This window comes from Rhodococcus sp. IEGM 1409 (assembly GCF_030056735.1).
Classification (GTDB): Bacteria; Actinomycetota; Actinomycetes; order Mycobacteriales; family Mycobacteriaceae; genus Rhodococcus_F.
Map to the genome: position 1 here is coordinate 105135 of NZ_JASHKN010000006.1, position 23139 is coordinate 128273.

The 23139-nt window shown below is 61.9% G+C and carries 29 protein-coding genes and 2 pseudogenes; 13 read left to right on the forward strand and 18 right to left on the reverse strand.

Going from position 1 to position 23139, the window contains the following annotated elements:
• Positions 1-20 precede the first annotated feature (20 nt).
• The gene (locus QM716_RS17325; protein ID WP_283305256.1) at positions 21-665 is read left to right on the forward strand and encodes a formylglycine-generating enzyme family protein; all 645 of its coding nucleotides are present in this window, start codon (positions 21-23) and stop codon (positions 663-665) included.
• Here the strand turns inward: QM716_RS17325 and QM716_RS17330 are convergent.
• From QM716_RS17330 to QM716_RS17340, 3 genes are all read right to left on the reverse strand, one after another.
• Positions 648-938, reverse strand: a complete 291-nt coding sequence (locus QM716_RS17330; RefSeq protein WP_283305257.1) for a hypothetical protein — start codon at positions 936-938, stop codon at positions 648-650. The genes QM716_RS17325 and QM716_RS17330 overlap by 18 nt on opposite strands.
• Before the next feature lie 288 nt (positions 939-1226).
• Entirely contained in the window at positions 1227-1355 is a 129-nt protein-coding gene (locus QM716_RS17335) for a hypothetical protein (protein WP_283305258.1), read from the reverse strand.
• A gap of 526 nt (positions 1356-1881) precedes the next feature.
• On the reverse strand, positions 1882-2796 hold the full coding sequence (locus QM716_RS17340; protein ID WP_283305259.1) for a helix-turn-helix transcriptional regulator: 915 nt from the start codon (positions 2794-2796) through the stop codon (positions 1882-1884).
• A 154-nt stretch (positions 2797-2950) separates the two neighbouring features.
• Here QM716_RS17340 and QM716_RS17345 point away from each other — a divergent pair, with 154 nt between their 5' ends.
• The 5 genes and pseudogenes from QM716_RS17345 (at position 2951) to QM716_RS17365 (ending at position 6030) form a co-directional block, all read left to right on the forward strand.
• Complete coding sequence (locus tag QM716_RS17345; RefSeq protein WP_283305260.1) at positions 2951-3793, forward strand: SDR family NAD(P)-dependent oxidoreductase; 843 nt, start codon at positions 2951-2953, stop codon at positions 3791-3793.
• A gap of 16 nt (positions 3794-3809) precedes the next feature.
• The gene (locus tag QM716_RS17350; RefSeq protein ID WP_283305261.1) at positions 3810-4304 is read left to right on the forward strand and encodes a cyclophilin-like fold protein; all 495 of its coding nucleotides are present in this window, start codon (positions 3810-3812) and stop codon (positions 4302-4304) included.
• A gap of 232 nt (positions 4305-4536) precedes the next feature.
• Positions 4537-4671, forward strand: a pseudogene (locus tag QM716_RS17355) (oxidoreductase); the annotation flags it as partial.
• Between the two features lie 85 nt (positions 4672-4756).
• Positions 4757-4936 carry a Rossmann-fold NAD(P)-binding domain-containing protein gene (locus QM716_RS17360; protein ID WP_283305494.1) on the forward strand — a complete coding sequence of 60 codons (180 nt, stop codon included), beginning with the start codon at positions 4757-4759 and terminating at the stop codon, positions 4934-4936.
• Positions 4937-4974: 38 nt separating this feature from the next.
• Complete coding sequence (locus QM716_RS17365; protein ID WP_283305485.1) at positions 4975-6030, forward strand: aldo/keto reductase; 1056 nt, start codon at positions 4975-4977, stop codon at positions 6028-6030.
• 317 nt (positions 6031-6347) lie between these two features.
• Here the strand turns inward: QM716_RS17365 and QM716_RS17370 are convergent, their stop codons facing one another.
• Positions 6348-6620: a MarR family transcriptional regulator gene (locus QM716_RS17370; protein WP_283305262.1), complete on the reverse strand. Its 273-nt coding sequence runs from the start codon at positions 6618-6620 to the stop codon at positions 6348-6350.
• Positions 6526-6771 carry a hypothetical protein gene (locus QM716_RS29375; protein WP_502942071.1) on the reverse strand — a complete coding sequence of 82 codons (246 nt, stop codon included), beginning with the start codon at positions 6769-6771 and terminating at the stop codon, positions 6526-6528. Before QM716_RS29375 ends, QM716_RS17370 begins: the two co-directional genes overlap by 95 nt.
• Here QM716_RS29375 and QM716_RS17380 point away from each other — a divergent pair.
• Positions 6767-7231 (forward strand): annotated as a pseudogene (locus tag QM716_RS17380) (formylglycine-generating enzyme family protein); the annotation flags it as partial. The gene QM716_RS29375 and the pseudogene QM716_RS17380 sit on opposite strands and share 5 nt — an antisense overlap.
• On the opposite strand, the gene QM716_RS17385 reads toward QM716_RS17380, so the two are convergent.
• Positions 7214-7789 carry a P-loop NTPase family protein gene (locus QM716_RS17385; RefSeq protein ID WP_283305263.1) on the reverse strand — a complete coding sequence of 192 codons (576 nt, stop codon included), beginning with the start codon at positions 7787-7789 and terminating at the stop codon, positions 7214-7216. The pseudogene QM716_RS17380 and the gene QM716_RS17385 sit on opposite strands and share 18 nt — an antisense overlap.
• A gap of 18 nt (positions 7790-7807) precedes the next feature.
• Positions 7808-8917 (reverse strand): DUF6670 family protein, encoded by a 1110-nt coding sequence (locus tag QM716_RS17390; RefSeq protein WP_283305264.1) that lies wholly within the window; start codon positions 8915-8917, stop codon positions 7808-7810.
• A gap of 145 nt (positions 8918-9062) precedes the next feature.
• On the opposite strand from QM716_RS17390, the gene QM716_RS17395 reads away from it, so the two are divergent.
• From QM716_RS17395 to QM716_RS17405, 3 genes are read left to right on the forward strand one after another with little or no spacing between them, the layout of a single operon-like run.
• Complete coding sequence (locus QM716_RS17395; RefSeq protein WP_283305265.1) at positions 9063-9905, forward strand: alpha/beta hydrolase; 843 nt, start codon at positions 9063-9065, stop codon at positions 9903-9905.
• Positions 9906-9907: 2 nt separating this feature from the next.
• Complete coding sequence (locus QM716_RS17400; protein ID WP_283305266.1) at positions 9908-10474, forward strand: nucleotidyltransferase family protein; 567 nt, start codon at positions 9908-9910, stop codon at positions 10472-10474.
• Positions 10475-10532: 58 nt separating this feature from the next.
• A complete protein-coding gene (locus tag QM716_RS17405; protein ID WP_283305267.1) occupies positions 10533-11336 on the forward strand; it encodes a transglutaminase-like domain-containing protein in 804 nt (267 codons plus the stop codon).
• Positions 11337-11345: 9 nt separating this feature from the next.
• On the opposite strand, the gene QM716_RS17410 is transcribed toward QM716_RS17405, so the two are convergent.
• The 5 genes from QM716_RS17410 to QM716_RS17430 form a co-directional block, all read right to left on the reverse strand.
• A complete protein-coding gene (locus QM716_RS17410) occupies positions 11346-12317 on the reverse strand; it encodes an alpha/beta hydrolase (protein ID WP_283305268.1) in 972 nt (323 codons plus the stop codon).
• Positions 12318-12460: 143 nt separating this feature from the next.
• Positions 12461-12898, reverse strand: coding sequence for an SRPBCC family protein (locus QM716_RS17415; RefSeq protein WP_283305269.1), 438 nt, complete (start codon positions 12896-12898; stop codon positions 12461-12463).
• Between the two features lie 17 nt (positions 12899-12915).
• Positions 12916-13455 (reverse strand): LiaF domain-containing protein, encoded by a 540-nt coding sequence (locus tag QM716_RS17420; RefSeq protein WP_283305270.1) that lies wholly within the window; start codon positions 13453-13455, stop codon positions 12916-12918.
• Positions 13456-13501: 46 nt separating this feature from the next.
• Positions 13502-14032 carry a gluconokinase gene (locus QM716_RS17425; protein ID WP_020909302.1) on the reverse strand — a complete coding sequence of 177 codons (531 nt, stop codon included), beginning with the start codon at positions 14030-14032 and terminating at the stop codon, positions 13502-13504.
• 12 nt (positions 14033-14044) lie between these two features.
• Positions 14045-15433 (reverse strand): GntP family permease, encoded by a 1389-nt coding sequence (locus tag QM716_RS17430; RefSeq protein ID WP_095972064.1) that lies wholly within the window; start codon positions 15431-15433, stop codon positions 14045-14047.
• A gap of 133 nt (positions 15434-15566) precedes the next feature.
• On the opposite strand from QM716_RS17430, the gene QM716_RS17435 reads away from it, so the two are divergent.
• A complete protein-coding gene (locus tag QM716_RS17435) occupies positions 15567-16295 on the forward strand; it encodes a FadR/GntR family transcriptional regulator (protein ID WP_283305271.1) in 729 nt (242 codons plus the stop codon).
• Positions 16296-16392: 97 nt separating this feature from the next.
• Positions 16393-17400, forward strand: a complete 1008-nt coding sequence (locus QM716_RS17440) for an NAD(P)H-dependent glycerol-3-phosphate dehydrogenase (RefSeq protein WP_283305272.1) — start codon at positions 16393-16395, stop codon at positions 17398-17400.
• Positions 17401-17522: 122 nt separating this feature from the next.
• Here the strand turns inward: QM716_RS17440 and QM716_RS17445 are convergent, their stop codons facing one another.
• From QM716_RS17445 to QM716_RS17455, 3 genes are all read right to left on the reverse strand, one after another.
• Positions 17523-18242 carry a M50 family metallopeptidase gene (locus QM716_RS17445; protein WP_283305273.1) on the reverse strand — a complete coding sequence of 240 codons (720 nt, stop codon included), beginning with the start codon at positions 18240-18242 and terminating at the stop codon, positions 17523-17525.
• A complete protein-coding gene (locus QM716_RS17450) occupies positions 18239-19426 on the reverse strand; it encodes an ATP-binding protein (protein ID WP_283305274.1) in 1188 nt (395 codons plus the stop codon). Before QM716_RS17450 ends, QM716_RS17445 begins: the two co-directional genes overlap by 4 nt.
• 119 nt (positions 19427-19545) lie before the next feature.
• On the reverse strand, positions 19546-20607 hold the full coding sequence (locus QM716_RS17455) for an NAD(P)/FAD-dependent oxidoreductase (RefSeq protein WP_283305275.1): 1062 nt from the start codon (positions 20605-20607) through the stop codon (positions 19546-19548).
• 268 nt (positions 20608-20875) lie between these two features.
• On the opposite strand from QM716_RS17455, the gene QM716_RS17460 reads away from it, so the two are divergent.
• On the forward strand, positions 20876-21505 hold the full coding sequence (locus QM716_RS17460) for a hypothetical protein (RefSeq protein ID WP_283305276.1): 630 nt from the start codon (positions 20876-20878) through the stop codon (positions 21503-21505).
• 76 nt (positions 21506-21581) lie between these two features.
• Here QM716_RS17460 and QM716_RS17465 read toward each other — a convergent pair whose 3' ends face one another.
• From QM716_RS17465 to QM716_RS17475, 3 genes are read right to left on the reverse strand one after another with little or no spacing between them, the layout of a single operon-like run.
• Positions 21582-22022 (reverse strand): MaoC/PaaZ C-terminal domain-containing protein, encoded by a 441-nt coding sequence (locus QM716_RS17465; RefSeq protein ID WP_283305277.1) that lies wholly within the window; start codon positions 22020-22022, stop codon positions 21582-21584.
• On the reverse strand, positions 22019-22468 hold the full coding sequence (locus tag QM716_RS17470) for an FAS1-like dehydratase domain-containing protein (RefSeq protein WP_283305278.1): 450 nt from the start codon (positions 22466-22468) through the stop codon (positions 22019-22021). The genes QM716_RS17465 and QM716_RS17470 overlap by 4 nt, the downstream gene beginning before the upstream one ends.
• 9 nt (positions 22469-22477) lie before the next feature.
• Positions 22478-23122 carry a TetR/AcrR family transcriptional regulator gene (locus tag QM716_RS17475; RefSeq protein WP_283305279.1) on the reverse strand — a complete coding sequence of 215 codons (645 nt, stop codon included), beginning with the start codon at positions 23120-23122 and terminating at the stop codon, positions 22478-22480.
• Between the last annotated feature and the right edge of the window lie 17 nt (positions 23123-23139).

Consider the following 23139-nt stretch of genomic DNA (forward strand, 5'->3'; position numbering starts at 1 on the left):
CGTTCTGCGATGATGGACGTATGACCGGAGCAGCGGAGCTGATGATCGAGATCCCTGCCGGCGAAGTGCATCTTCGGGACGACCGCAAGGGCACTGCGTGGACCTCGAGAGTCGAATCCTTCCGCCTCGCGCGCCATCTCACGACCCGGGCACTGCTTCTCGGTGATTCGTCGGCCGATTCGAGCAAGCCCGCAGTCGATCTTTCCTGGCAAGACGTCATCGCAACCTGCAACACACTGTCCGTCGCGGACGGTCTGACGCCCGCATATCAGGACGTCGACACCGATTCTCCGCAGTGGGACCGGGCTGCAACTGGTTACCGGCTCGCCACCGAGGCGGAGTGGCAGTACGCGTGCAAGGCCGGCACCTCCGGCTACCGCTACGGCGAGATCGACGAGATTGCCTGGTACAGCGACAATTCAGAGGGTAGAGCGCATCCCGTCGGAACGAAGACACCCAACAACTGGGGCCTGTACGACATGATCGGCAATGTCTGGGAATGGTGCTGGGATATCTACGACCCCGAGGTCTACGGCGCGTACCGGATCTTTCGCGGCGGCAGTTGGGCCGAAAGCGCACGTGGTTGCGGCGCTACCGTAAGGCGGCGAAGCCATCCTACGTTTGCTATCGACGACCTGGGATTTCGCCTAGCTCAGACGATCTGAGGACAGACGGCCGAGGACTTCGAGCACAGCCTCGATCTCTTGGCGACTGCGCAGCCGAACTATCGGCAACGACGGCACATCGACAAGAACCGTGGCCATTCGCTCGGCGTTGCGTCCGTCGGTTCGCCAGGCCCACCGAACCACATGATCCGGATCGAACAGAATGGTGAGTAGGGGCGGCTCCACACCGAACGCCGCAGCACCTACCAGAGCAAAGCCGGATGAAGGTTGTTCCTCCTTATGCGTCGAATTCATGTCCCCGATCTGATCCATTCCCAATGCCTCCTTCGTCGCAGCGCATACATGTGTCTATCCATTTCGCTATACCTCTCGTACGCGGATCTAACGTCGTCATGCGCCAATGACGACGAAAACGTCGGGTTCGCTTGCACCTTGTCGAGCAAGAAGTTCACTTTCAGTTCCCGGCATCAAATGTGACTGCCCAGCAAACCACTGTTTCGGCATAACTTATGTGCAGGGTGGCTTACAGAACAACGGCATTCGTGAGAAACTGGCAAAGATAGTCGGATCCGATGCACGGACCACCCAAAAATGTTGTTGCTAAAGCGATTCCAGATAGGTCAAGACGACGATCAGTGCGATGATCGGCACGAAGATCAAAAGGGTGGTGCGGTCGATCTTTCCATCCGAATCGTCGCCTCGATCGCCACTACCCTTGTGACCGTTCATCTTCCACCCTTCCTGCTCATCTGCCAGTTCTCAATTCTGGTCATGTTCACGTCGTTGTGGCGGGCACCCACTGCTGATATCAGGGTTGTTCAGTGGTTCTTGATCGGCAGTCAATTCGACGGCGTCTGCCGCGGTGTTCTCCTCCACTTGCGCCAGACGTTTCGTGCTTGGATGGAGGCGATGTCCTCACCTTGGATCGGCAAACCATGCGAGGGCGACGAGATCGTTCACCGTTCGGATCTAGCCGTTCAGGAAGCCGGATCCTAGCTCGCGCAACGGCAACGGCAGCTCAGCCTGGGGATCGCGGGTCCACAATCAGTACTCGGTCTGCAGTGCCGCCAGCGGGTGCACAGTGTGAGCGCACCCGGATGGTGTCCGGTCTGGCTTCGGACAACCCAAGGCGGCGTACTTTCCCTTCAACACCAGATCTGCGAGGGTGCCGGAAGAATTCTTTCTTCTGCTGATCCGTGTACTTTTCGCCAGCCATTGCAAGATTTTCCAGTTCACCTGATCGGTCATACCAGGTTTACTCGCGCTGTCTCGATACCGGTGACTCGGCGGATTCTGAAGTGTCTGTGTCCGCGGGGTTGCTCATCGGGGCGACCCAACTCGATAGCAGCTGAAGACCGTTGTGGGAGGCCGATCCGGGTTCGGCCGAGAACACCAACATCTGAAGGCCGCGGTCGGATGACAAGTCCATTCCCTGGAACCTCAAATCCAGATCACCGACCACCGGGTGATGCACGCTCTTGATTCCAGTGCGATGTTCCCGCACATCATGCGCGCCCCACAGCTTCCGGAACAGATCACTGCGGGTCGAGAGCTCACCAACCAAGTCGCTCAACTGACGGTCATAAGGAGCACGGCCGGCTTCGGCACGCAGCAACGCCACGATCTGACGCGTGTTCGCCTCCCAATCCCGATAGAAATCCTGAGCACGACGATCCAAGAAAACGAAGCGGGCAGCGTTCACCGGCAACTGCGCGTCATCGAACATCGGAGCAAACAATGCACGGCCCAGCCGATTCGTCGCGACGGCATCGAGTCGGCCGTTCTGCACGAACACCGGTACGGTCGACATCGCATCGATAGTCTGCTGCATACTCACGCTCACCTGCGGTTTACGGGCCGCGGTTCGGCGCCGAGGGTGAGCGCCGGCGTTCGCGACCCGCACAAGGTCGAACAGGTGGGCATGCTCGGCCTCGTCCAACTTCAAGGCACGGCTGATGCCATCCAAAACTGCCTCGGACACACCATTCACCCTGCCGCGTTCCAACCGCTTGTAATACTCCGGGCTGATGCCCGCGACCATCGCGACTTCCTCACGGCGCAACCCGGCCACCCGCCGACGACCACCGAAGTCAGGCAAACCCACATCGCCCGGAGTCAATTTCGCGCGCCGGGTCACAAGAAAGTCACCAATGCCGTCGTGATTACCCATGACAACGAAACTACCCCCGCACATCACGCCTAGCGGGTCTCTGCCAGGGCACCTCTAGACAGGGACACGCTATGACACGGGAAGGCGGCTTGAATCGAATCATGCCTCCGTTCCCCGGAGCTGTCACCAAAATTTCTTCCGAAAGGCCATCACCATGAGCAGCAACGTCTGGTTCATCACCGGAGCAGCCCGCGGCATGGGCGTCGACCTCGCTACAGCCGCACTGTCCGCCGGACACCGCGTCGTCGCCACCGCCCGCGACGCCGCAAAAGTCACCACAGCGCTCGGCGAACACGACAACCTCCTCGCTCTCTCCCTCGATATCACCGACCCCGCCGCATCGATCATCGCCGCCGAAGCAGCCACCGAACGATTCGGAAGCATCGACGTACTGGTCAACAATGCCGGGAACTTCTACGCCGGCTACTTCGAAGAGATCAGCGACCAACAGATTCGTAAGCAAATGGAAACCAACTTCTTCGGCCCCCTCAACGTCACCCGCGCGATCCTCCCCATCATGCGCACCCAGCGAGCTGGCCACGTGATCACCATTACGTCCGCCGCCGGCATCATCGGCCAAGAATTCTGTGCCGCGTACGCCGCGTCGAAGTTCGCCCTCGAAGGCTGGATGGAATCACTCCAGTACGACGTAGCGCCATACGGCATCCACACCACTATCGTCGAGCCCGGCTTCTTCCGCACCGAACTACTCGTCGAGGGCGCCTCCTCCATCTGGCCCGAGCTGTCCATCCCGGACTACGCCGACCGCACCGAAAAAACCATCACAGCGTGGAAAAGCATGAACGGCAAACAAGGTGGCGACCCCGCCAAACTCGGCGCAGCCCTCGTCACCATCTCAGCCCTCGATACACCACCGCTGCGGTTCGTAGCCGGAGCGGACGTCGTCGACGGCGTCGAGCACAAAGCACACCTACTGCTCTCCCAGGTAAAAGCACACCGCGAACTGTCCTCCTTGATGAACATCGACAACGACTAGAAACGAGAAAACAACCGTGAAAAAATCGCTTACTCTGATCGCCCTCGCCGCGACCGCCGCGGTTGCCCTCTCTGCATGCTCGTCACCCACGCCCGACGACACCACCGCAGCATCGCCGTCCTCGTCCGCATCGGCCGCCGGCGAGGACGCATCGACGGATGGTATGCAGATAACCATCACCGCCGGTGATGAGGTCATTACCGCGACCTTGAACGACAGCCAGGTCTCGCGGGACTTCGCAGCTACCCTGCCTGTGACGTTGCCCTGGTACCGCAACGGAAGCATCGAATACATCACCGAACTGCCCGCACCGATGACGGAGACCGGCCCGTTCTACACAGACGTGCAGCCCGGCGACCTCGTCTACTACAACCCGATGGACAGCATCACCATCATCTACGAGGCAACCAGCTCCGTCCCGACCCTGACGAAGATGGGCGAGATCACCTCCGACCTCAACATTTTCGAAAGCCTGCCCGACGACATCGACATGCGCATCGAAGCCGCCTAACACTCTGTTGCCCAATGCCTTGCAAGGCACAAGCAAGCACGAACCGATTCAAGCAGCAAAGGAAACACTTCCAGCGGATGCACAGTTGACCGGAACCGTCGCCATCGTCGCGGTCATCGCCCGCCGCAAAGACCGCCTCGACACCCTCGTCGCCGAAATCGAAGCCGACGGGGGCGCCGATGTCGATGAGTGAGAGCGAACGATCGCCGTCAATCAGAAGGGCCTGCTCTACATGACCAACACGGCCCTGCCGCACCTGCTGACCGCCGCAGAGGACAACCTCCGTGGGGTCGCCGACATCGTCAACATCTCCTCCACCGCGGGCCGACAGGCGTCAGCGAACTTCGGCGTCTACAACATGACCAAGTTCGGGGTGAACGGTTTCACCGAAGCGCTGCGGCAGGAAGTCACCAAAAAGCACGTCCGGCGTCGGCGTCCTCAAGCCAGGAGCTGTGGATACAGAACTCGTCTCGCACAACAACGACACCATCAAGAACGAGCTCGCAGCCTCCGATGCTATCCCCGAGCCGCTGCAGCCTGGAGACATCGCCGACAGCATCGCTTACATGGTGACCCGTCCCCGCCGCGCATCAGTCGCCGAACTATGGAACATGCCCACATCCCAAGCGTAGGAATAGGCAACCTTCTCGTAACGAATGGAGATTCGGAAATGAAATACCGCACCCTGCCAGGAACCGGCATCAGCGTCTCGAACCTCGCCCTCGGCACGATGGGGTTCGGCACCGAAACCGAGGTGAGCGACGCGTTCGCGATCCTGGACCGATTCGTCGCCGCTGACGGCAACCTCGTCGACACATCGAATGTCTACGGTGCCGGTGTATCCGAAGAGATCATCGGCCGTTGGTTCTCAAGCCGCCCGGACAATGTCACCTCGCGGGTCGTTCTCGCCACCAAGGCCCGCTTCGGAACCGGCCCTGACGTCAATGACGTCGGATCATCCCGCCGCAATCTGGACCGGGCCCTCACTTCTTCGCTTCGTCGACTCGGCCGTGAGAACGTGGATCTCTATCAGCTGCACGGTTGGGACCCGCTGACACCGATCGAGGAGACACTCAACTTCCTCGACGACGCCGTACGGGCCGGGAAGATCAACTACATCGGCCTGTCGAACTTCACCGGCTGGCAGATGCAACTCACGCTCACCACTTCGAAAGCGATGGGTGTTCAGGTGCCTGTCACCATACAACCGCAGTACAGCCTCGTATCTCGTGAGATCGAGTTCGAAATCGGCCCGGCTGCACTCCACAACAACGTCGGAATCCTCCCGTGGTCACCGCTAGCTGCGGGATTCCTCAGCGGCAAGTACGAAAAGGGAGTGAAGGCGGCAAGCGATACCCGTGCGGGGGCGGGGAATCCGATGAACGACCACATCTTCGGCGACCTCGCCGCCAAGGATCAGAACTGGGCCACCCTCGATGCGGTCCGCCAGATCGCCGACGACATCGGTGCAACTCCCCCTCAGGTCGCACTGAGCTGGGTCACGAACCGTCCCGGCGTGACGGCCCCGATCATCGGTGCGCGAACTCTGCAGCAGATCGAGAGCAACCTGGCCGCCTCCGATCTCGTTCTGAACTCTGCCGCCACCGAGTCCCTCGATTCGGTCAGCGCGCCCCGGTCGAACGACTACCCGTACGGACCATTCGGAGTAAAGCAGCGCGACCGCTACGCCGATTCGAGCGCGCAAGGAATATCGGAACTGTTCTAGGAAGCTGCCAAGGAATTTGAAAGAGATTCGATCATGACCAGCCTCGACCGCCCTCTCGAACTGTCCCAGGTGCCGGTGTGGGCAAGTCGAGTGGCTCTCGCACACATGACAAATCAGCAGAGAGCAGAGCAATGCCGACGGCACGTTGAGCGACGGCGAGGCACGGTGGTATGTGAAGCTGAATATCAGGGGCGTTCGCCTGCGATTTCCTTACTCAACCGTTCGAGAAGGTCAGGGACTTGCGCGAGAACAGCCCGCTCATCCTCGGAAAGTACTGCTCGCGCGGCCTTTTCGATCGCGGCTGTCCGATCCGCCCGCTACCTGTCCACGAGTTCGATACCCGCCTTGGTCAGATCGATCAGAACCCGCCTGGCGTCGCCGGCGTCGGGCAACTTTGCTACCAGTCCACGCGAGTACGCGGTTGCCACGATCGCGCTCATGCTCTGATGCCGAATACCTCGACGCCGTGCCAGCTCCGCAATGCTCATCGCGCCGTCACGACGAAGGTACGCAAGCACCTCGATCTCCCCCGCGCCGCCGACATGTGCCGCAGCTAGGGCACGTCGGGTGAACGATCCACTGCGTGACACCGTATTTCTTCGGCGGCGGCATCAAGGTCGCGGAGACGATCTCCCGGTGATCGAGGCTGCGCGGTCGGCCCGAACGCGGATCGTCCGCGAGGCCCACGCGGCCGTCCGCGTCGTAACCGGCACGCCAGGAAATCACCGTCGGCCGCGACACCCCGACCAACTCCGCGATCGCCGAATTCAACTCACCTCCAGATGCAAGCAGAACGATCCGTTATCAAGACGCCGACTCCTATTCTCCGCAGTGGGACCGGGCTGCAACTGGTTACCGGCTCGCCACCGAGGCGGAGTGGCAGTACGCGTGCAAGGCCGGCACCTCCGGCTACCGCTACGGCGAGATCGACGAGATTGCCTGGTACAGCGACAATTCAGAGGGTAGAGCGCATCCCGTCGGAACGAAGACACCCAACAACTGGGGCCTGTACGACATGATCGGCAATGTCTGGGAATGGTGCTGGGATCTCTACGACCCCGAGGTCTACGGCACCTACCGGACCTTTCGCGGCGGCAGTTGGGCCGAAAGCGCACGTGGTTGCGGCGCTACCGTAAGGCGGCGAAGCCATCCTACGTTTGCTATCGACGACCTGGGATTTCGCCTAGCTCAGACGATCTGAGGACAGACGACCGAGGACTTCGAGCACAGCCTCGATCTCTTGGCGACTGCGCAGCCGAACTATCGGCAACGACGGAATCTCAACCAAGACCGTGGCCATTCGCTCGGCGTTGCGTCCGTCGGTTCGCCAGGCCCACCGAACCACGTGTTCGGGATCGAACAGAATGGTGTGTAGGGGCGGCTCCATGTTGCGGTTCCACAACACCTCTCGCTGCAGACGCCGACGTACGGTTCGTGTTATGACCTGGCGCATCACCGTCCGCCGAGGCAGATCCAACCACAGCATCAGGTCCGCACGCTCGGCCAGAAGCCGACGCACCGCACCATACTGCCACTCGGTCACCCAGGCCGGCTCACTGGAAAAGCGTCGTACTTCGGTTTCGAAACTCTCGAGTGGAATCCAGTCGGGCCCGTGGAAGAGAGAGTCCAACTCAGTGTGTTCGATCTCGAGAAGCCGCCCGATTCGACCGGCGAGAGTCGTCTTTCCGGCACCGGAGGTCCCCGCGACAAGGATCTTCTGCGGACGAATCGTCAGCGAGGAGGGGTCTACGAAAGGCACCGATACACACTAGGGGCCTTACACTTCGCAGTCCACCCATTCGATGTAACCGGTGCCGTTGATCGACGCACCGTCGAAACTCCCCCGGTAGGTGTACGCGCCGACGTATCCCTTACCGTGACCGTAGCGCCACTCCGAGTCGATCTCCGCCTCGAACTCCACGACAGTCCTGCCGTAATCGCGGACCTGCCAACGCAGTACGCGCGGCACACGCATCTCACGCCCCTGTGGGTCGATGTGCAACGTGTCGGCGTACTCGAGCACATCGAACTCGACGTCGTCGAAAACCCTTGCGCTACCGTCCACAGTTCGAATGTAGGCGAGCTTGCACGCCGTCACCCCTGACGCTCGAACATCGGTGAGCAACAGTTGATGCCGGTCGTCGAGTTGAACGATCTGATAGGTGAAGAAGTCGGCCGGGAGCTTCCACGACTCGGGGAGGGCACGGCGAGTCAACGATTGTGGTGTCATGCACCGCGCATATTCAACGGTGCACGGAGCCGAAATACTCACCGGTCCATCCGGACTCGAGATCGTCCCCGAACACTGCGCCAGGAGACTGACATGGTCGTAAACCGGATTGCGCACGAACCACGACGCTTGATCGGTTGCCACTACCTCCAGATCCACGTCGAAAGTGTCGTATCGCCCGGTGACACGGAACTTCGGATAGCTGTTCTCGATGATCAGATTGTCACCGAAGGCAATTCGCGAACCGTCTTCTTCGAAAGCGCACTCGTCGTCGGCATCGTACGCCCGATAGAAGTGGTGGCCGGGCGCAGCGGTGGAACTCAGCACGGTTGCGGTGTTTCGCGCGTCGGGTGCAGCGAGATAGTCGTTGTCGAACACCACAGTCCCCGTGGCGCCGATCAACGTCATGGTGTTGAGATAGCGAAAAGGCCCTGGCAACTCGGGAACGAAGATCCCGTAGTGCGTCCAGGCAAATTTCCGCGAGGCAAGATGCGGGCGCATCATCTCCGGTCGATCGAACGGGCGTACCGATTCGGCCATCCGCTTGTCGATCAGCGGCAGCGCGCCGTCCAGCAATGCCCGAACCGCGGGTCGCCACAACCGCCGCGAGCGGGTGGCGGAGGCAGTGTGGGAACGATCAACAGTTTGTCCGGTCACGCCCCCAAGTTAATGTAACCAACCGTAACAAACAAGTGTCGAAGTTTCCTCGACGACCTCACCCCTGAACACCCGCGTCCTGCGCAAGGGGCGAATAGCATGTGAGAATCCGCGTACCGGAACCGGTCGCAGAGAGGGCGCAACAATGCAGCACGAAGAGTCGTCGTTCACCGGGGTAGCCGGCACCAAGATCGTCTACGACGTGTGGACTCCGGACCGCGAACCCACCGGGGTTCTTGTCCTCTGCCACGGGCTCGGCGAACATGCGAGGCGCTACGACCACGTAGCCGCGCGGCTCGGCGAACTCGGTCTCATCGTGTACGCACCCGACCACCGCGGGCACGGTCGGTCCGGCGGCAAGCGCGTTCATCTGAAGGAATTCTCCGACTTCACCGACGATGTCCACACCTTGTTCTCGATCGTGTCCGCGGCGCATCCCGGCAAGGACAAGTTCCTGCTCGGACACAGCATGGGCGGCGCGATCGCACTTTCCTACGCCCTCGATCATCAGTCCGATCTCGAGGCGCTCGCGCTTTCCGGACCTGCTGTGATCATTGCAACCGGCACTCCGAAGATCGTGATGCAGTTGGGCAAGATCGTCGGCAAATATCTCCCCGACGTGCCTGTCGAGAATCTGGAAGCGGCTGCGGTATCGCGTGATCAGAAGGTTGTCGACAAGTACAACGCCGACCCTCTGGTACACCACGGCAAGGTTCCCGCCGGAATTGCACGAGGCATGATCACCGCTGCGGAAGGCTTCCCGGCGCGCCTCCCTTCGCTCACCATTCCCGTTCTGCTTCAACACGGTTCGGACGACCGTTTGACGGACCCCGCCGGCAGCAAGCTCGTCGCAGACCTGGCCGGCTCTTCGGACGTCACCTTGAAGGTGTACGACGGTCTGTACCACGAGATCTTCAACGAGCCTGAGCAGGAAGAAGTTCTGAACGATCTGATCGAGTGGCTGCGCCCGCGGGTCACCGGAGCATAGTCATGTCGACGTGCGGGATCCTGCTGGCTGCCGGGGCCGGATCCCGCATGGGCAAACCCAAAGCGCTCGTCACAAACGCCGACGGTCAGTCTTGGCTTCACCACGGGGTCACGACACTGCAGTCTGCCGGCCTCTCACCCGTCATCGTGGTCCTCGGCGCTCAGGCAGAGGACGCCGTCGAACTACTGCCCACCACCGATGTCGTTGTGGTGATATCGGATTGGCAGCACGGAATGAGCGCCTCGCTGCGCTGCGGACTCGAGGCCGCCATGCGAATCGACGACGCAGATGCGGCAGCGGTCTCCCTGGTCGACGTCCCGGATCTGAATGCCGACACCGTGACGCGAATCGCGGGTGTGGGAACCCCTGCACGAAACATACTGCGAAGAGCTGTTTTTCGCGGCAGACCCGGCCATCCCGTCCTGATCGGACGCGACCATTGGCCGACGCTTGCAGAGTCTCTCACCGGGGACGGGGGCGCCAATACCTACCTACGCGAACACGGGGTCGAGTTGGTGGAGTGCAGCGACCTCAGCAGCGGCGTCGACGTCGACTATCCCGAAGCCTGACCGCACGTCACAATCCTCCCAGGTGGTGGGTGTTCGAATTCGGTGTAAAGATGATCCGATGAAACGTACCGTCGCCGCCCTGCTCGACATCGAGATCGACGAGGCGACCAACCTGGAGTTCAAGATCGCGGTGACGCGCGCGCCGGGTGTCGAAGTGATGGAAACGATGTCGTTCGTCCATGACGGTAGTCCGCTCGAACCCCGCGAGATCACCGCCGAACACGGCACCCGCATCCACCTGCTCGACTGTGCCCCAGGAAAACTGATCGTCAGCTACGACGCAACCGTCATCGGCCGCGCAGAACCGGCGTCGGTCAGCGACTACGACGTGTCGAAGTATCTGCGCCCCAGTCGGTATGCCGAGGCGGACAAGTTCTTCGGTTTTGTCGCCGGGCAATTCGATCTCGCCACTCCCCCGGCCGAACTCCTTCTCGAAGTCACTCGCTGGGTGAGTACACATTTGAGTTATGTTCCCGGCACCAGCCGCGGTACCGACAGTGCGGTCGACACCTTGCTCGCGGGCGCCGGAGTGTGCCGCGACTACTCGCACCTGACCATCTCACTGCTGCGCGCCGTGGGGATTCCCGCTCGACTGGTGGCCGTCTACGCGCCGGGTTGCGATCCGATGGATTTTCACGCCGTAGTCGAAGCCAATATCGACAACGTGTGGCGCGTGGTCGATGCAACGCAACTGGCCCCGCGCAGCAATCTTGTGCGCATCTCGACCGGCCGAGACGCCGCGGACACAGCGTTCCTCGACAACCACGGCGGTTCGATCACGTTGCATGCGTCGGAAGTTCGCGCAATCGTCGACGGCGTTCTCGACAACGACGACTACGCGACCCTCACGTCGATCGGCTGAGAAACAGCGTCAGGCACTGATCTGGCTCTGCGAGGCCATCGTTCGCTCGAGGAACTTGACTGTGAGATCGACGATCGTCTTCCCCTCCCGAAGAGCTTTGCCGATCACCGGGAAAGCATGGATCTGCCCACTCCAGATGTGCGTTTCGACGGCTTGTCCTGCCTTGATCAGGTTTTCGGTCATGATCTCGACGTCCGGACGCATCAATTCGTATTCGGCGGACACCAGGAACGACGGCGGAATCAGGCTGGCATCGGCGTTGATCGGAGACTCTGCACCGACTATTTCGTCCGGACCTTCGAGCCACCGGTCCTTGAGCTTTTCCACCTGTGACATCGGTAGGTAGGCATCACGTTTCATGAAATCGGGATCGTGGTCCTCAAGGTTCACGTTGAGAAGTGGCGAGTAGCCGATCACGGCTGCGGGCCGCGTGATTCCGCGCAGTGCGGCAATTTCGGCGACCTTCATGGCCAGGTATCCGCCCGCCGAATCACCGGCAACCACAATCTTGTTCGGGTCTTCCGCTGTCTCGAGCAACGCCGTGTACGCGGCCATTGCGTCCTTGACGGAGGTGCCGATGGAACCTTCCGGCAGCTGACGGTAGCGCACGGAGATCACCGGCACGCCGGCCTTCGCCGACAGCAGGCCGCACAGTGCCCGGTGCGTCGCCAGACCGCAGAAGACGAAACCACCGCCGTGGAAGTACAGGATTGTGGCGCCGGCCAACTCGCCCTGCGCTTTGCGCGGATGCTTCACCTTCTCGCTGGGCACACCGCCCAGCGTGAAAGGCTCGATGTCGAGGTTCTTCGGCTTCGGCAGCTTGTCCGCCATCGCGTCGAGTCGCTCGAGTTGGCGGATACCGCGTTCGGTGGTCGGCCAGAGGGTGAACATCGGCTTCACGAACGTCCTGGTCAGGCAGAAGATAACCCGCGCTCGCGGACTCACGTTCCAATGCCATACCGTCGAATCTCGCGTCCGCATAGCGTCCTCCCAGGTCAAGCCGTTTTGTGCATTTGAGTTACACATACTTGTCGGCTGCTGATGTGAACGATAACTGACGCTGCCTCAAAATGACACGACGGGTAGGCCTCGATTGCTCGCGCGTGTGCAAGTTCCGCTCGCGATCACGGCCGGAAAAGATACGCGGTCAGTCCGCGGTGCCCTCCACGCATCATCGCTTCATGATTCCACTCGAACACCGGCTTCGCGATCCGCGAGGCCAGGCCAAGTGCTCCGGACACCGTTACTTGTTGCCGAAAGTCGGCGACACAACCAGATCCAGCGGGGCGCACCGCCCAGCTACTCCACCCTGTCATTGCCCCGGAGAGATGCACTTTCAGATGGCGGGCAACAGGGTCTTCGACCTCGCGTCGCCCAAATACCAGCAGCGTCAGAGGGACAGCGCTGCGGATGGCCATGGAGCCCGAATGCTCGTCGGTCGTCCGGACTCGGCGTATCTGAGGCCACCACTGCGAATACCTCTCGGCGTCCGCGAGAACGTCGTAGACACGGTCGGCAGAGGCCGGGAGCGTCCAGACGCTGTGGAAGTCGAAGTCGGTCACGGTTTACAACGTCCGAGCTAGCCGGTGCGCACTGTGAGATCACCGAACAACGAATACGAGACAACACGAATAACCGGTGCACCTGGGCCGGGATCCTGTCGACCCCCGTCGAATTCCCGATCTCCGAAAAGGTCGAAGCCACCCAACTCGACTGAAACCCCCTCCGGAACCCGCAGCCTCGTGTCCCCGAAGATCGACACGATGGTGATCGTCGAGGAGGACGCTGTGATGGTTGCCGACCGCAGATCGAACTTGACGTCCCCGAACAACAGCAACGCGAGTGTCTTTTTCGCCAAAGACCAACGCCCAGAGCGCTTCGTGTCACCGAAGACACCGACGATCGTTGCTTGCGGCGGCGACATCACGGCAGGCGGTGCCGCACTGAACGGCACGATCTGCTCGAGCTGCCCCCGATCCGCGGTCGGCGACCACACCACTGCCGCCTTGTCCGAGTACTCCTCGAGGGTCAAACGCCCCTCACCCACCGCGACTTCCAGACGCGCTTGGGCATCGACACGCAATTGATCGACGTCGTGGCCTTCTTCAGCAGCAGTCACCCGAGAACCGTAACCCGAACCGCGGGTGCCCACACGCCTGGCCCGCTCAGTACTCGAACGTCTCCACCCGACGCAGGATCTCCTCCGCGATCTTGGCGGGACTTCCACCCACGTCGACGACGATGGCCTGCTCATCCGGGTCGACGGCCTCGAGCGTCGAGATCTGGGAATCGAGGAGCGAGGCGGGCATGTAGTGATCGAGGCGAGCGGTCAACCGTTGGCCGATCTGATCCCGCGAGCCGGCGAGGTGCACGAACACGACGTGCTCACCGCGAAGGACGTCGCGGTAACTGCGCTTGAGTGCCGAACACGTGACGATGCCCGGCTGACCGGCATCGGTGTGACTCTTGATCCAGACGGCGATCTTGTCGAGCCAGGGCCAGCGATCATCGTCGTTCAACGGATGCCCGGTCGCCATCTTGTCGATGTTCGCCTGCGGGTGGAGATCGTCGCCCTCTTGAAGGTCCCAACCCATCGCTCCTGCGAGCATGCCGCCGACGGTCGACTTTCCCGAACCCGAGACACCCATCAGGACGAGCACGGGATACTGCTTCTGCTGTGCCGCTTCGCTGTTCATGTGCTCGCCTACCTAGATGAATGCGCTCAACACGAGCACTCCGGCCAGGCCCGACACCGAGATGATGCACTCCATCACGGTCCAGGTCTTGAGGTTCTGTACCACGCTGACGCCCAGATACTCCTTCACCAACCAGAATCCGGCGTCGTTGACGTGCGAGAGGAAGAGCGAGCCTGCGCCGATCGCCAACACCATCAGCGAGACGTGTGCGGAAGAGAGGTCGGCTGCAACCGGAGCGAGGATGCCCGACGCAGTCACCGTTGCCACCGTTGCCGAACCCGTTGCGACACGGATCAATACCGCCACCAGCCAGGCCAGGAACAACACCGGAAGGCTGCTGCCCTTGATCGCGTCGGCGATCACTCCGGCGATACCGGTGTCGATGAGGACCTGCTTGAAACCGCCACCGGCGCCGACGATCAACAAAATGCCTGCGATGGGAGGCAGGGAGCTTTCGAGTGACTTCGAGATGGCCTTGCGGTCCATACCGCCGCCGCGCCCCAGAAGCACCATCCCGACCAGAACCGCGAGACCCAAAGCCACAACGGGTGTTCCGAGGAAGTCGAGGACCGACTTGGGGAGGGCCTCGGAATCGGGAGCGATCACGTCGGCAAATGCCTTGCCCAGCATGAGAACAACCGGGAGGAGAATCGCTGCGAGAGTAGCCGCGAAAGAGGGACGTTGCTGCTTCTCTTCTTCGCCTCGATCTTCGCCTGTGACAAAAAGATCCGGGACCTTCACGTCGACCCATCGTGCTGCGTACTTACTGAAGACGGGCCCGGCGAGAACAACAGTGGGGATCGCGACGAGAACACCGAGCGCGAGGGTGAGGCCGAGGTTTGCGTTCAAGGCCGAGACTGCAACCAACGGCCCGGGGTGCGGCGGAACCAACCCGTGCATGGCCGAGAGGCCGGCGAGGGTGGGGATCGCGATGCGCATCAGGGACAAGCCGGAACGCCGCGCGACGAGGATGATGACCGGCATCAACAGGACGAGACCGATTTCGAAGAACATCGGCAGACCGATCACCGCGCCGACCAGAGCCATGGTCCACGGAAGCGCCTTGGTGCTGGAACGGCCGACCAGAGTGTCGACTACTCGGTCGGCACCGCCGGAATCGGCGAGGAGTTTGCCGAACATCGCGCCGAAACCGATCAGGATCCCGACACTTCCCATCGTCGACCCGAAGCCGGTGGCGAACGCCGCAACCGACTCGGCCGATCCGAGGCCGGCCGCCAGACCGACGCCCACCGCGCCGATGGACAGTGCGAGGAAGGGGTGCAGGTCGAGCCAGGTGATCAGCGCGATGATGACCGCGACGCCGGCGACCGCAGCGATGATCAAGCGTGCGTCGCTACCAGCGGGGACGACCTCGGCCGCCAGCAATGCTGTGGTGTTCATAGGGACTCCCAGTCCGATGAGTGATTGAGGTCACTGTTCCTTAATTAACCTACAATTTCAAGAGCAGACACTAATTTGTAGTATTTATTCGGCTTGCACCGGGCTTACTCCATACGCATGGGACGATCTACGTATGCCTTCTGTCCCGTTTCAGCAGTTACACGACTCGATGCTGGAACAGCTCGGCCAAGACATAGTCGGTGGTGTGCTCGCCCCGGGAACCACGATCTCCGCCGACGAGGTGGCAACGCGCTACGACGTGTCGCGAACCGTCATCCGCGAAGTTGTCCGCGTTCTCGAATCCCTCGGACTGGCCTCGGTTCGTCGACGCGTCGGAATCACCATCCTCGGCTCCGAACACTGGAACTCGCTCGACCCCAACGTCATCCGCTGGCAACTGGCCGGTCCTGATCGGTTCGAGCAGCTTTCGATCCTGAGTGAACTCCGTTCCGGCATCGAACCCCTGGCAGCCCGACTGGCCGCAACGCGCGCAACACCGGAGCAGTGCGGCGCTCTCACCGCAGCCGTCATCGGCATGTCGGCTACTTCGCGTGCTGCCGATACCGACGCATATCTCGGCCATGATTCCGACTTTCACCGCACCTTGCTCGCCGCTTCCGGCAACCCGATGCTGCGTGCGATGTCGCAGATCGTCGTCGAGATACTCGAAGGCCGCACTCGCCACTCGTTGATGCCCCACGAGGCCGACCCCGAAGCGATTCACCTGCACGGAGTGGTCGCATCAGCCATTCAGGCCGGAGACGCCGACGCCGCGGAAGCCGCGATGCGCTCGATAGTCGCGGAATCCGCAGAAGCGGTTGAAACAATGCGCGAAAGCCCCGAGCTGCCACCTCATCTGTAAGTCGAGCCACAGACTCGGCGGAATTGGCGCGCAACTGCTCCGCAAGTGGAACGCTTGGCGCCATGACAGCACTCGCTACGCAGAACAGCGCACTCTGATGGCCCGCCCGGTACGCGTCGTCGTCCTCGGTGCCGGATCGTGGGGAACCACGGTGGCCGGCCTCGCTGCCCGCAACACCCCCACCCTGTTGTGGGCACGAAATTCCGAAGCGGCCGACGAGATCAATTCGCAACGGACCAACTCCAAATACCTTGGTGAGCGCAAACTTCCCAATGGACTCAAGGCAACCTCGGATCTGGTCGAAGCCGCTCGCGAAGCGGACGTACTCGTATGCGGAGTGCCATCGCACGCCGTTCGCTCCACCCTCGCCGAGATCGCCAACGAAGTTCGGGCGTGGGTCCCGGTGCTGTCACTGTCCAAGGGACTCGAGCCCGGCACCCGGCAGCGTCCAACCGAAGTGATCGCCGAGTGCCTACCCGGCCATCCCGTCGGACTGCTCGCGGGCCCCAACATCGCCAAGGAGATTGCCGACGGCATGGCGGCGGCATCGGTCGTGGCGACCCAGGACGATCGCGTCGCCGCGGCGCTGCAGCCGCTGTTCGCGTCGTCGGTCTTCCGGGTTTACCGCAACACCGACGTGCTTGGCTGTGAACTCGGCGGCATCCTCAAAAACATCGTTGCTATCGCCTCGGGCATGGCCGACGGTCTGGGCGTCGGTGACAACACCCGCGCGATGGTGCTCGCTCGCGGCCTCGCCGAAATGACCCGACTCGGCGAGGCGATGGGCGCCAACCCGCGCACCTTTGCCGGCTTGACGGGCGTCGGCGATCTGATTGCCACCTGCATGGCTCCGACCTCCCGCAACCGTCGTGTCGGCGAGGCTCTGGCACAGGGCCTGACCGTCGAGGAGGCTGTCGCAAAGCTCGGCCAGGTCGCCGAGGGCGTCAAGACCGCCCCCACCGTCATGGATCTGGCCCGCGAATACGGCGTCGACATGCCGATTGCCGCGGAGGTCGAGGCCGTCATCGGCGGCCGACAAAGTGCCAGCGACGCATATCGCGGACTTCAGAAAGTTGCCCCCGGCGGCGAGCACGAAGTGGCGTGAGGGAAATCTATAGATATCTAGCGATTTAGCTAGATACCTGTAGATGGTTCGAGATCAGGAGGCTGGAGCATCGACGAAGATGTCGATCGCCAACGGTGACTGGAACAACGGATCAGAAGAGCTCAGCCACCCACCGGACGCAGGATCCACCAGCCGCCGAGCACGAGCACCGCGACGTTCACGAGCAGAAACAAACCGACCCAGACGATCGCGGGTATCGGTGAGAGCCTGGCCAATTGGTCGGCGTCGGAGTCCGGTGCCCCACCTCGTCGCATCCGCTGCCGTTGAAGTTCCACAACGGGGCGCGGTCCGGCAAAGAGGAGGAAGAGCGTCAGGAAGTACGCTGCGGCCACTTGCTGCTCCTGGGTCCCCCACCAGACGAGCCCGAACAACACTGCTCCCACGACCGCAAGTGAGAAGATTCCGTAGAGGTTTCGGATCAGGACCATCATCACCGCGATCACGAACACACCGATCCACAGCACCGAGACCGCGCGCTGCGCACCCAACAGACCGGCAGCGCCGAGGCCGAGAATCGACGGTCCCACGTACCCTGCGAACGTCATCAGAATGACGCCGAAGCCGGTCGGCTTTCCCGACGAAATCGCGACACCCGACGTATCCGAATGCAGGCGAAGACCTTTCAACCGGCGACCGACCAGGACGGCGACGATCAGATGAGCACCCTCGTGTGCGATGGTGACGACGTTGCGGGCGATCCGCCACAGGTGCGGCTCGAGAACGATGATCACGGCAATCAACGCGGCCAGCTGAACTACCCACGCCGGCGGATTGGGACTGAGCGCCGCCACCCGATCCCACGCGGTTTCGAGCGCGTTCACTCCGCTTGTCCGCGCAGGTATCGGCCGAAGTGCGGGACTGTGAATCCGATGGACCCACGTTCGGCCGAGTAGATGAGGCCCTTCTTGATCAGTCCGTCCCGTGCCGGCGACAGGGAAGCCGGCTTACGACCGAGCTCGACGGCGATCTTCGCAGTCGCGACAGGTCCGTCGTCACCGGCGAGATCGGCCATGGCCCGCATGTACTCGCGCTCCGCGGGCGTTGCTCTTTCGTACCGTGATCCGAAGAAACCGACAGCCAGTTCTTCCTCCGCCGTTGGTGCGCCGACGCGCACGTCTTCTGCCGTGATCGGACTCGATGCCGCCACATCCCACGTGGCTTTTCCGTAAGCCTGGACGAAGTACGGGTAGCCGTCGGCCGCCTCGTAAAGAGCGTCGAGCGCGGATTCGGTGAACTCGACGTCCTCACGCTCGGCAGGTGCAATCAGTGCCTGATCTGTAGCTTCACGCTCGAGTCGGTCGATCCGGTGGTAGCTGAACAGGCGCTCCGAGTAGCTTTTCGACGCCGACAGCACAGCGGGCAGATGCGGAAGCCCCGCCCCGACGACGATCAGCGGTGCCGCGTCCTGACTCAACTCGTGGCACGCCCCGCAGATCGCCGAAACATCCGCAGCCCCGAGGTCCTGCATCTCGTCGATGAAGATGGCAATCCCGACGCCGACATCCCTGGCCAACGACGACGCGTCGAGCAGCAACTCGACCAGGTCGATCTCGATGTCGCCGCTGTCCGCGCGACCTTTGATCGCAGGTGCGTCGATGCCCGGTTGCCAACGCTCGCGCATTCCTTTGTCTGCAGTGGCGCGCTGGGCAAACGATTTGAGGACTCCGAGGAACTGATCGACCCGCTCCGGATCGCGATGGGACACCGCGATCTCGCGGACTGCCATGTGCAGCGCCGACGAGAGTGGGCGTCGTAAATCCTGGTCGGGGCGCGCCTCGATCTTTCCGGTCCCCCAGCTGCGGGAGATCGCGGCCGAACGCAACTGATTGAGCAGGACGGTCTTGCCGACGCCACGCAATCCGGTGAGGACAACACTTCGTTCCGGGCGGCCACGTGCAATCCGCTCGAGCACGACGTCGAAGGCATCGATCTGCTTGTCGCGCCCGGCGAGTTCCGGCGGTCGCTGACCGGCACCGGGGGCATACGGATTGCGCACGGGGTCCATGCCCATCGACGGTACAAGCCGAGTAGACGAATATCTCGCTCTCTAGCGCGTGTCCTAGAGAGAACTAGGAACAGCAATACCGGCTCGACCTCGTCGAACCAAGCGCCGTGCCTCGTCGTCTAGCAGTCCCGGCTTGACGCTCGGGCGAAGTCCCCGGCCACGTGGGCCCCAATTGCTCCGGCCAGAATGATCGCAGGATGCGCCGCGGCCAGATAGAGCCCAGGCACGCCTTCGGCGAAGCCCAGCAGCGGGCGGCCACCACGCGGAATGGGACGGTCAGCGATTACCGCCTCGACCAGTTCCATTTGGTCACCGCCCACGAGCTGACTGCGGACCGCCTGCAGCGTCGGCTCGGCAAGCTCACGAGTATCTCCTGAGAACCCGACCGGAACATCTTCAGCCGCAATCAGTGTCGTGTCGTCCAATTGTCTGATCTCGAAGTCCGGAGTGGAGAGGATTCCGTTCACCAATGGGTGCGGCGTCGAGAATCTGATGAGGCAACACGGGGAGGCGTCGACCTCGGCGTCGACTCCCGCCGACGCCGCGAGTCCGGGGATCGCGGTACCCGCGGCGAGGATTGTGGTCGATCCGTAGACGGGGCCGTCAGTGGTCAATACACCGCGAACCCTCCGACCTTCCATGAGCAGTGAGAGCACCGAAATCCTGGAATGCACTGTGGCGCCGTATTCTTCGGCACCTCGCAATAGAGAACCGGCGAACGCAACCGGGTCAATTCCACCGTCGTCAGGCGCATATGCCGCTACGGCGGGCGCTGTGCGCAACCCCGGCTCGCGAGCAAGGACCTCATCTTCATCGATGAGTTCGACGGGATGACCGAGTGTGCGATGCGCGTCGACGAACTTTCGAGTCTCCGCTTCCGTCTGCTCCCACGTGATCGCGCCTCTGCGGCGCAAACCGAATGGCTCGGCGAGTTCGCGCTCCAGGCGGTCGAACTCCGCTGCTGCGCCTCGCCGAAACGGATCGGAGTAGGTTTCTGCGGCACTCTTCGAGAGGCCGACCCAGGCAAAGGAGTTGCCGGTCACCCCTCCTGCCACCGAGCCGTACTCCAGCACGATGACTCGGAGACCAACGCTCGCCAGGTGATACGCGATCGACGCGCCGACCACACCGGCACCGATCACCAGGATCGGACCGCCGTCTCGACCATTCGGATGCGTCACCAGTGGACCATATCTGCGAGCCGCAACCTGGATCCACTCAATTTGGATGAGAGCACTTCGGCGTTAACGAAGGACTAGGCCTCAGCGCATATCGGGACCGATACGGTGTGCTCATGCTCTGGCGTTGGTTCGCAGTCGTGATCGTCATCCTCGCTGTCGCCGGAATCTGGCGGGTGACCACCCCCGACCGTCCTGTTGCCGCAATAGTCGACGCCGAAACGCTGACGTGCGCGCCGCCGTCACGTGCGACCCGTATATCAGCGATAACGTGGCAGCCGACCGAACCGTCAGCTTCTATGCTCACCGTTGGGAGGGCGATTTCAGTCGGGCAGTGAAAATGCTGAACCGCTCGTCCGCGCACAAGACTTGGTTCCCCGGAGGCTGCGGTGACAACTACAGCCTGGCTGTGCTGGACCATTTCTGGTTGGTCGACGATCGAGGCCGAGCAACACGGCCGGGGCACCCCTCTGACTCGTGTGGACTACCGAAACCCGGTGGCCTGGCTGCCATCAAGGAACTGACATCGGCCGGCAGTACCGAACACCGAAGAGCATTGTCTGACGATCAGATCTACGAACTGTCGCATTGCTGGCCGACTTACAGACCTCCGACAGCAGGTATCACGCTGCCGACATCGCTGCCGACGGGCAGCATTTTCTGCCGATTCTCCTCCACCGAATTCGTCGGCACATCGTGGACAACGGAACCAATCGACGGTCTCCCACCTGCACCAGACTGTGACGCGGTGGCCACCGAGGTGGCATCGACGATCTACGTGGACAGCCTTACGAGCGAGGAACGATTGCTCACCGTCGAGATCGACGGCTGCCACCGCGTCATCGCCGACGGATACGCACCGCTGCAAGCGTCGGACGAACTGTTGGTGTCGTTCCGGTAGCGCTGCGCCACAACGCGGTTGACCGCCCGCCCGAATGCGCAGGTCCCGATTTGACCAGTGCCAGCACGCAATCCTGTCAGGCGCCCGGGAACTGAAGGTGCGCTTGGGTCTTTCCCAGAACCGTCTGCCCCTTGTGCATGACTGTGACATCGATCCGCGTTGTCCGCATTGTGGCGTCGATCCGCGCGATCTTCGCAGTGATGGAGAGATCAGCACCATCGACGGCATCGACTACGACGGGCCGAGTAAAGCGAGTTTCATACGAGATCACACCACTCGGATCGCCAACCCAGTCGACGATTGCCTGCAAAGCAATTCCGGCAGTGAGCATTCCGTGTGCCAGAACTCCCGGTAGCCCGGCCGAAGTGGCGGTTGCGTCGTTGAAGTGGATCGGGTTCATGTCGCCGGAGGCACCCGCGTAGCGAACAAGGTCATCTCGAGTGAGAACCAGATCGACCTTGGCGACTATGTCACCGAGGACGAGGTTTTCGAAAACCGGAAGTACGGGTCGGGTCATGCCTCTTCTCCTCGCGCCAGCAACGTCGAGGTGACCGTCGCGACCAAAGCGTCGGTCGCGTCGTGGATCTCGGAAACTGTCGACACGATCGCACTGCCTGCTCGCACCGTCACCCCTGTAATCGTCAGTGTCGTAGACAGGTCATCGCCGGCGACTATCGGACGCTGATGCTCGATCTTCTCGGAAGTATGCACCACACGAGTCGGATCGAGCCCGGTATCCGGCGTGCGCAGCAGTGCCATGATCGCTCGTTGCTGGACAACGGTTGTGAATGTTGTCGGCGCGATGACATCGACGAACCCGGCCTCCCTGGCGACACCGACATCATGGTGCAAGGGATTGCTCGAACGCACAGCCAGAGCGAACTCGCGAATCTTCTCGCGCCCGACAAGGTACGAAGACGAGGGAAACACCCGTCCGGCGAGCGCTGGGTTCACAGGAGACATCCCGGAATCCTAACGGCGGCCCACCTCGGGTTGATTCGTGGCCTGAGGTTTCGTCGGCCCGAGAATGCGATCGAGGAGGCGCTCAACCAACTGGACCGCCAATTCCGCTGTGCCGTAACCAGGAAGCATCCCCTGGGCGAGCCCCGCGACAGCCGCCAGAATGAGCTCGGCGTCGAGGTCGGGGTCCATTGACGGCACGACTGCGTCCTGATTGGTCACCCGTTGAAGCTGGCCGGAAATGAGCGCTGCCAACTCACGTGGAGCAGTTAGAGTTTCCTCGGCGGCGATTCCCTGTCCGGTCAGTGCGGCAGCGTGAAAGGCTCCGAGAACAATTGCTTCCTCTCGACGTTGTTGATCGAGCGGGAGCATGCCAACAAGGAACGCTGAAATAACCTCGCGGGGTGTCGCTTCCGTGCCCAGAACAGACAACTCCTGCATGAGGCGAGCACCCGCATCCTGACGCACGGCTTGATGCGTCGAGAGAAGGAACTCCCGCTTCGTGCCGAAGTAGTACTGCACGAGACGCACCGAAATCCCAGCCTCGGCAGCAACGGACTGAAACGTCACCGCCGCGAGCCCACCATCGACAATCACTCGCCGCACCGCATCAGTGATCTCCCGTTGCCTCACTTCGTGGTCGACCAGTCGCGGCACGAGGCTATCCCTTCCTT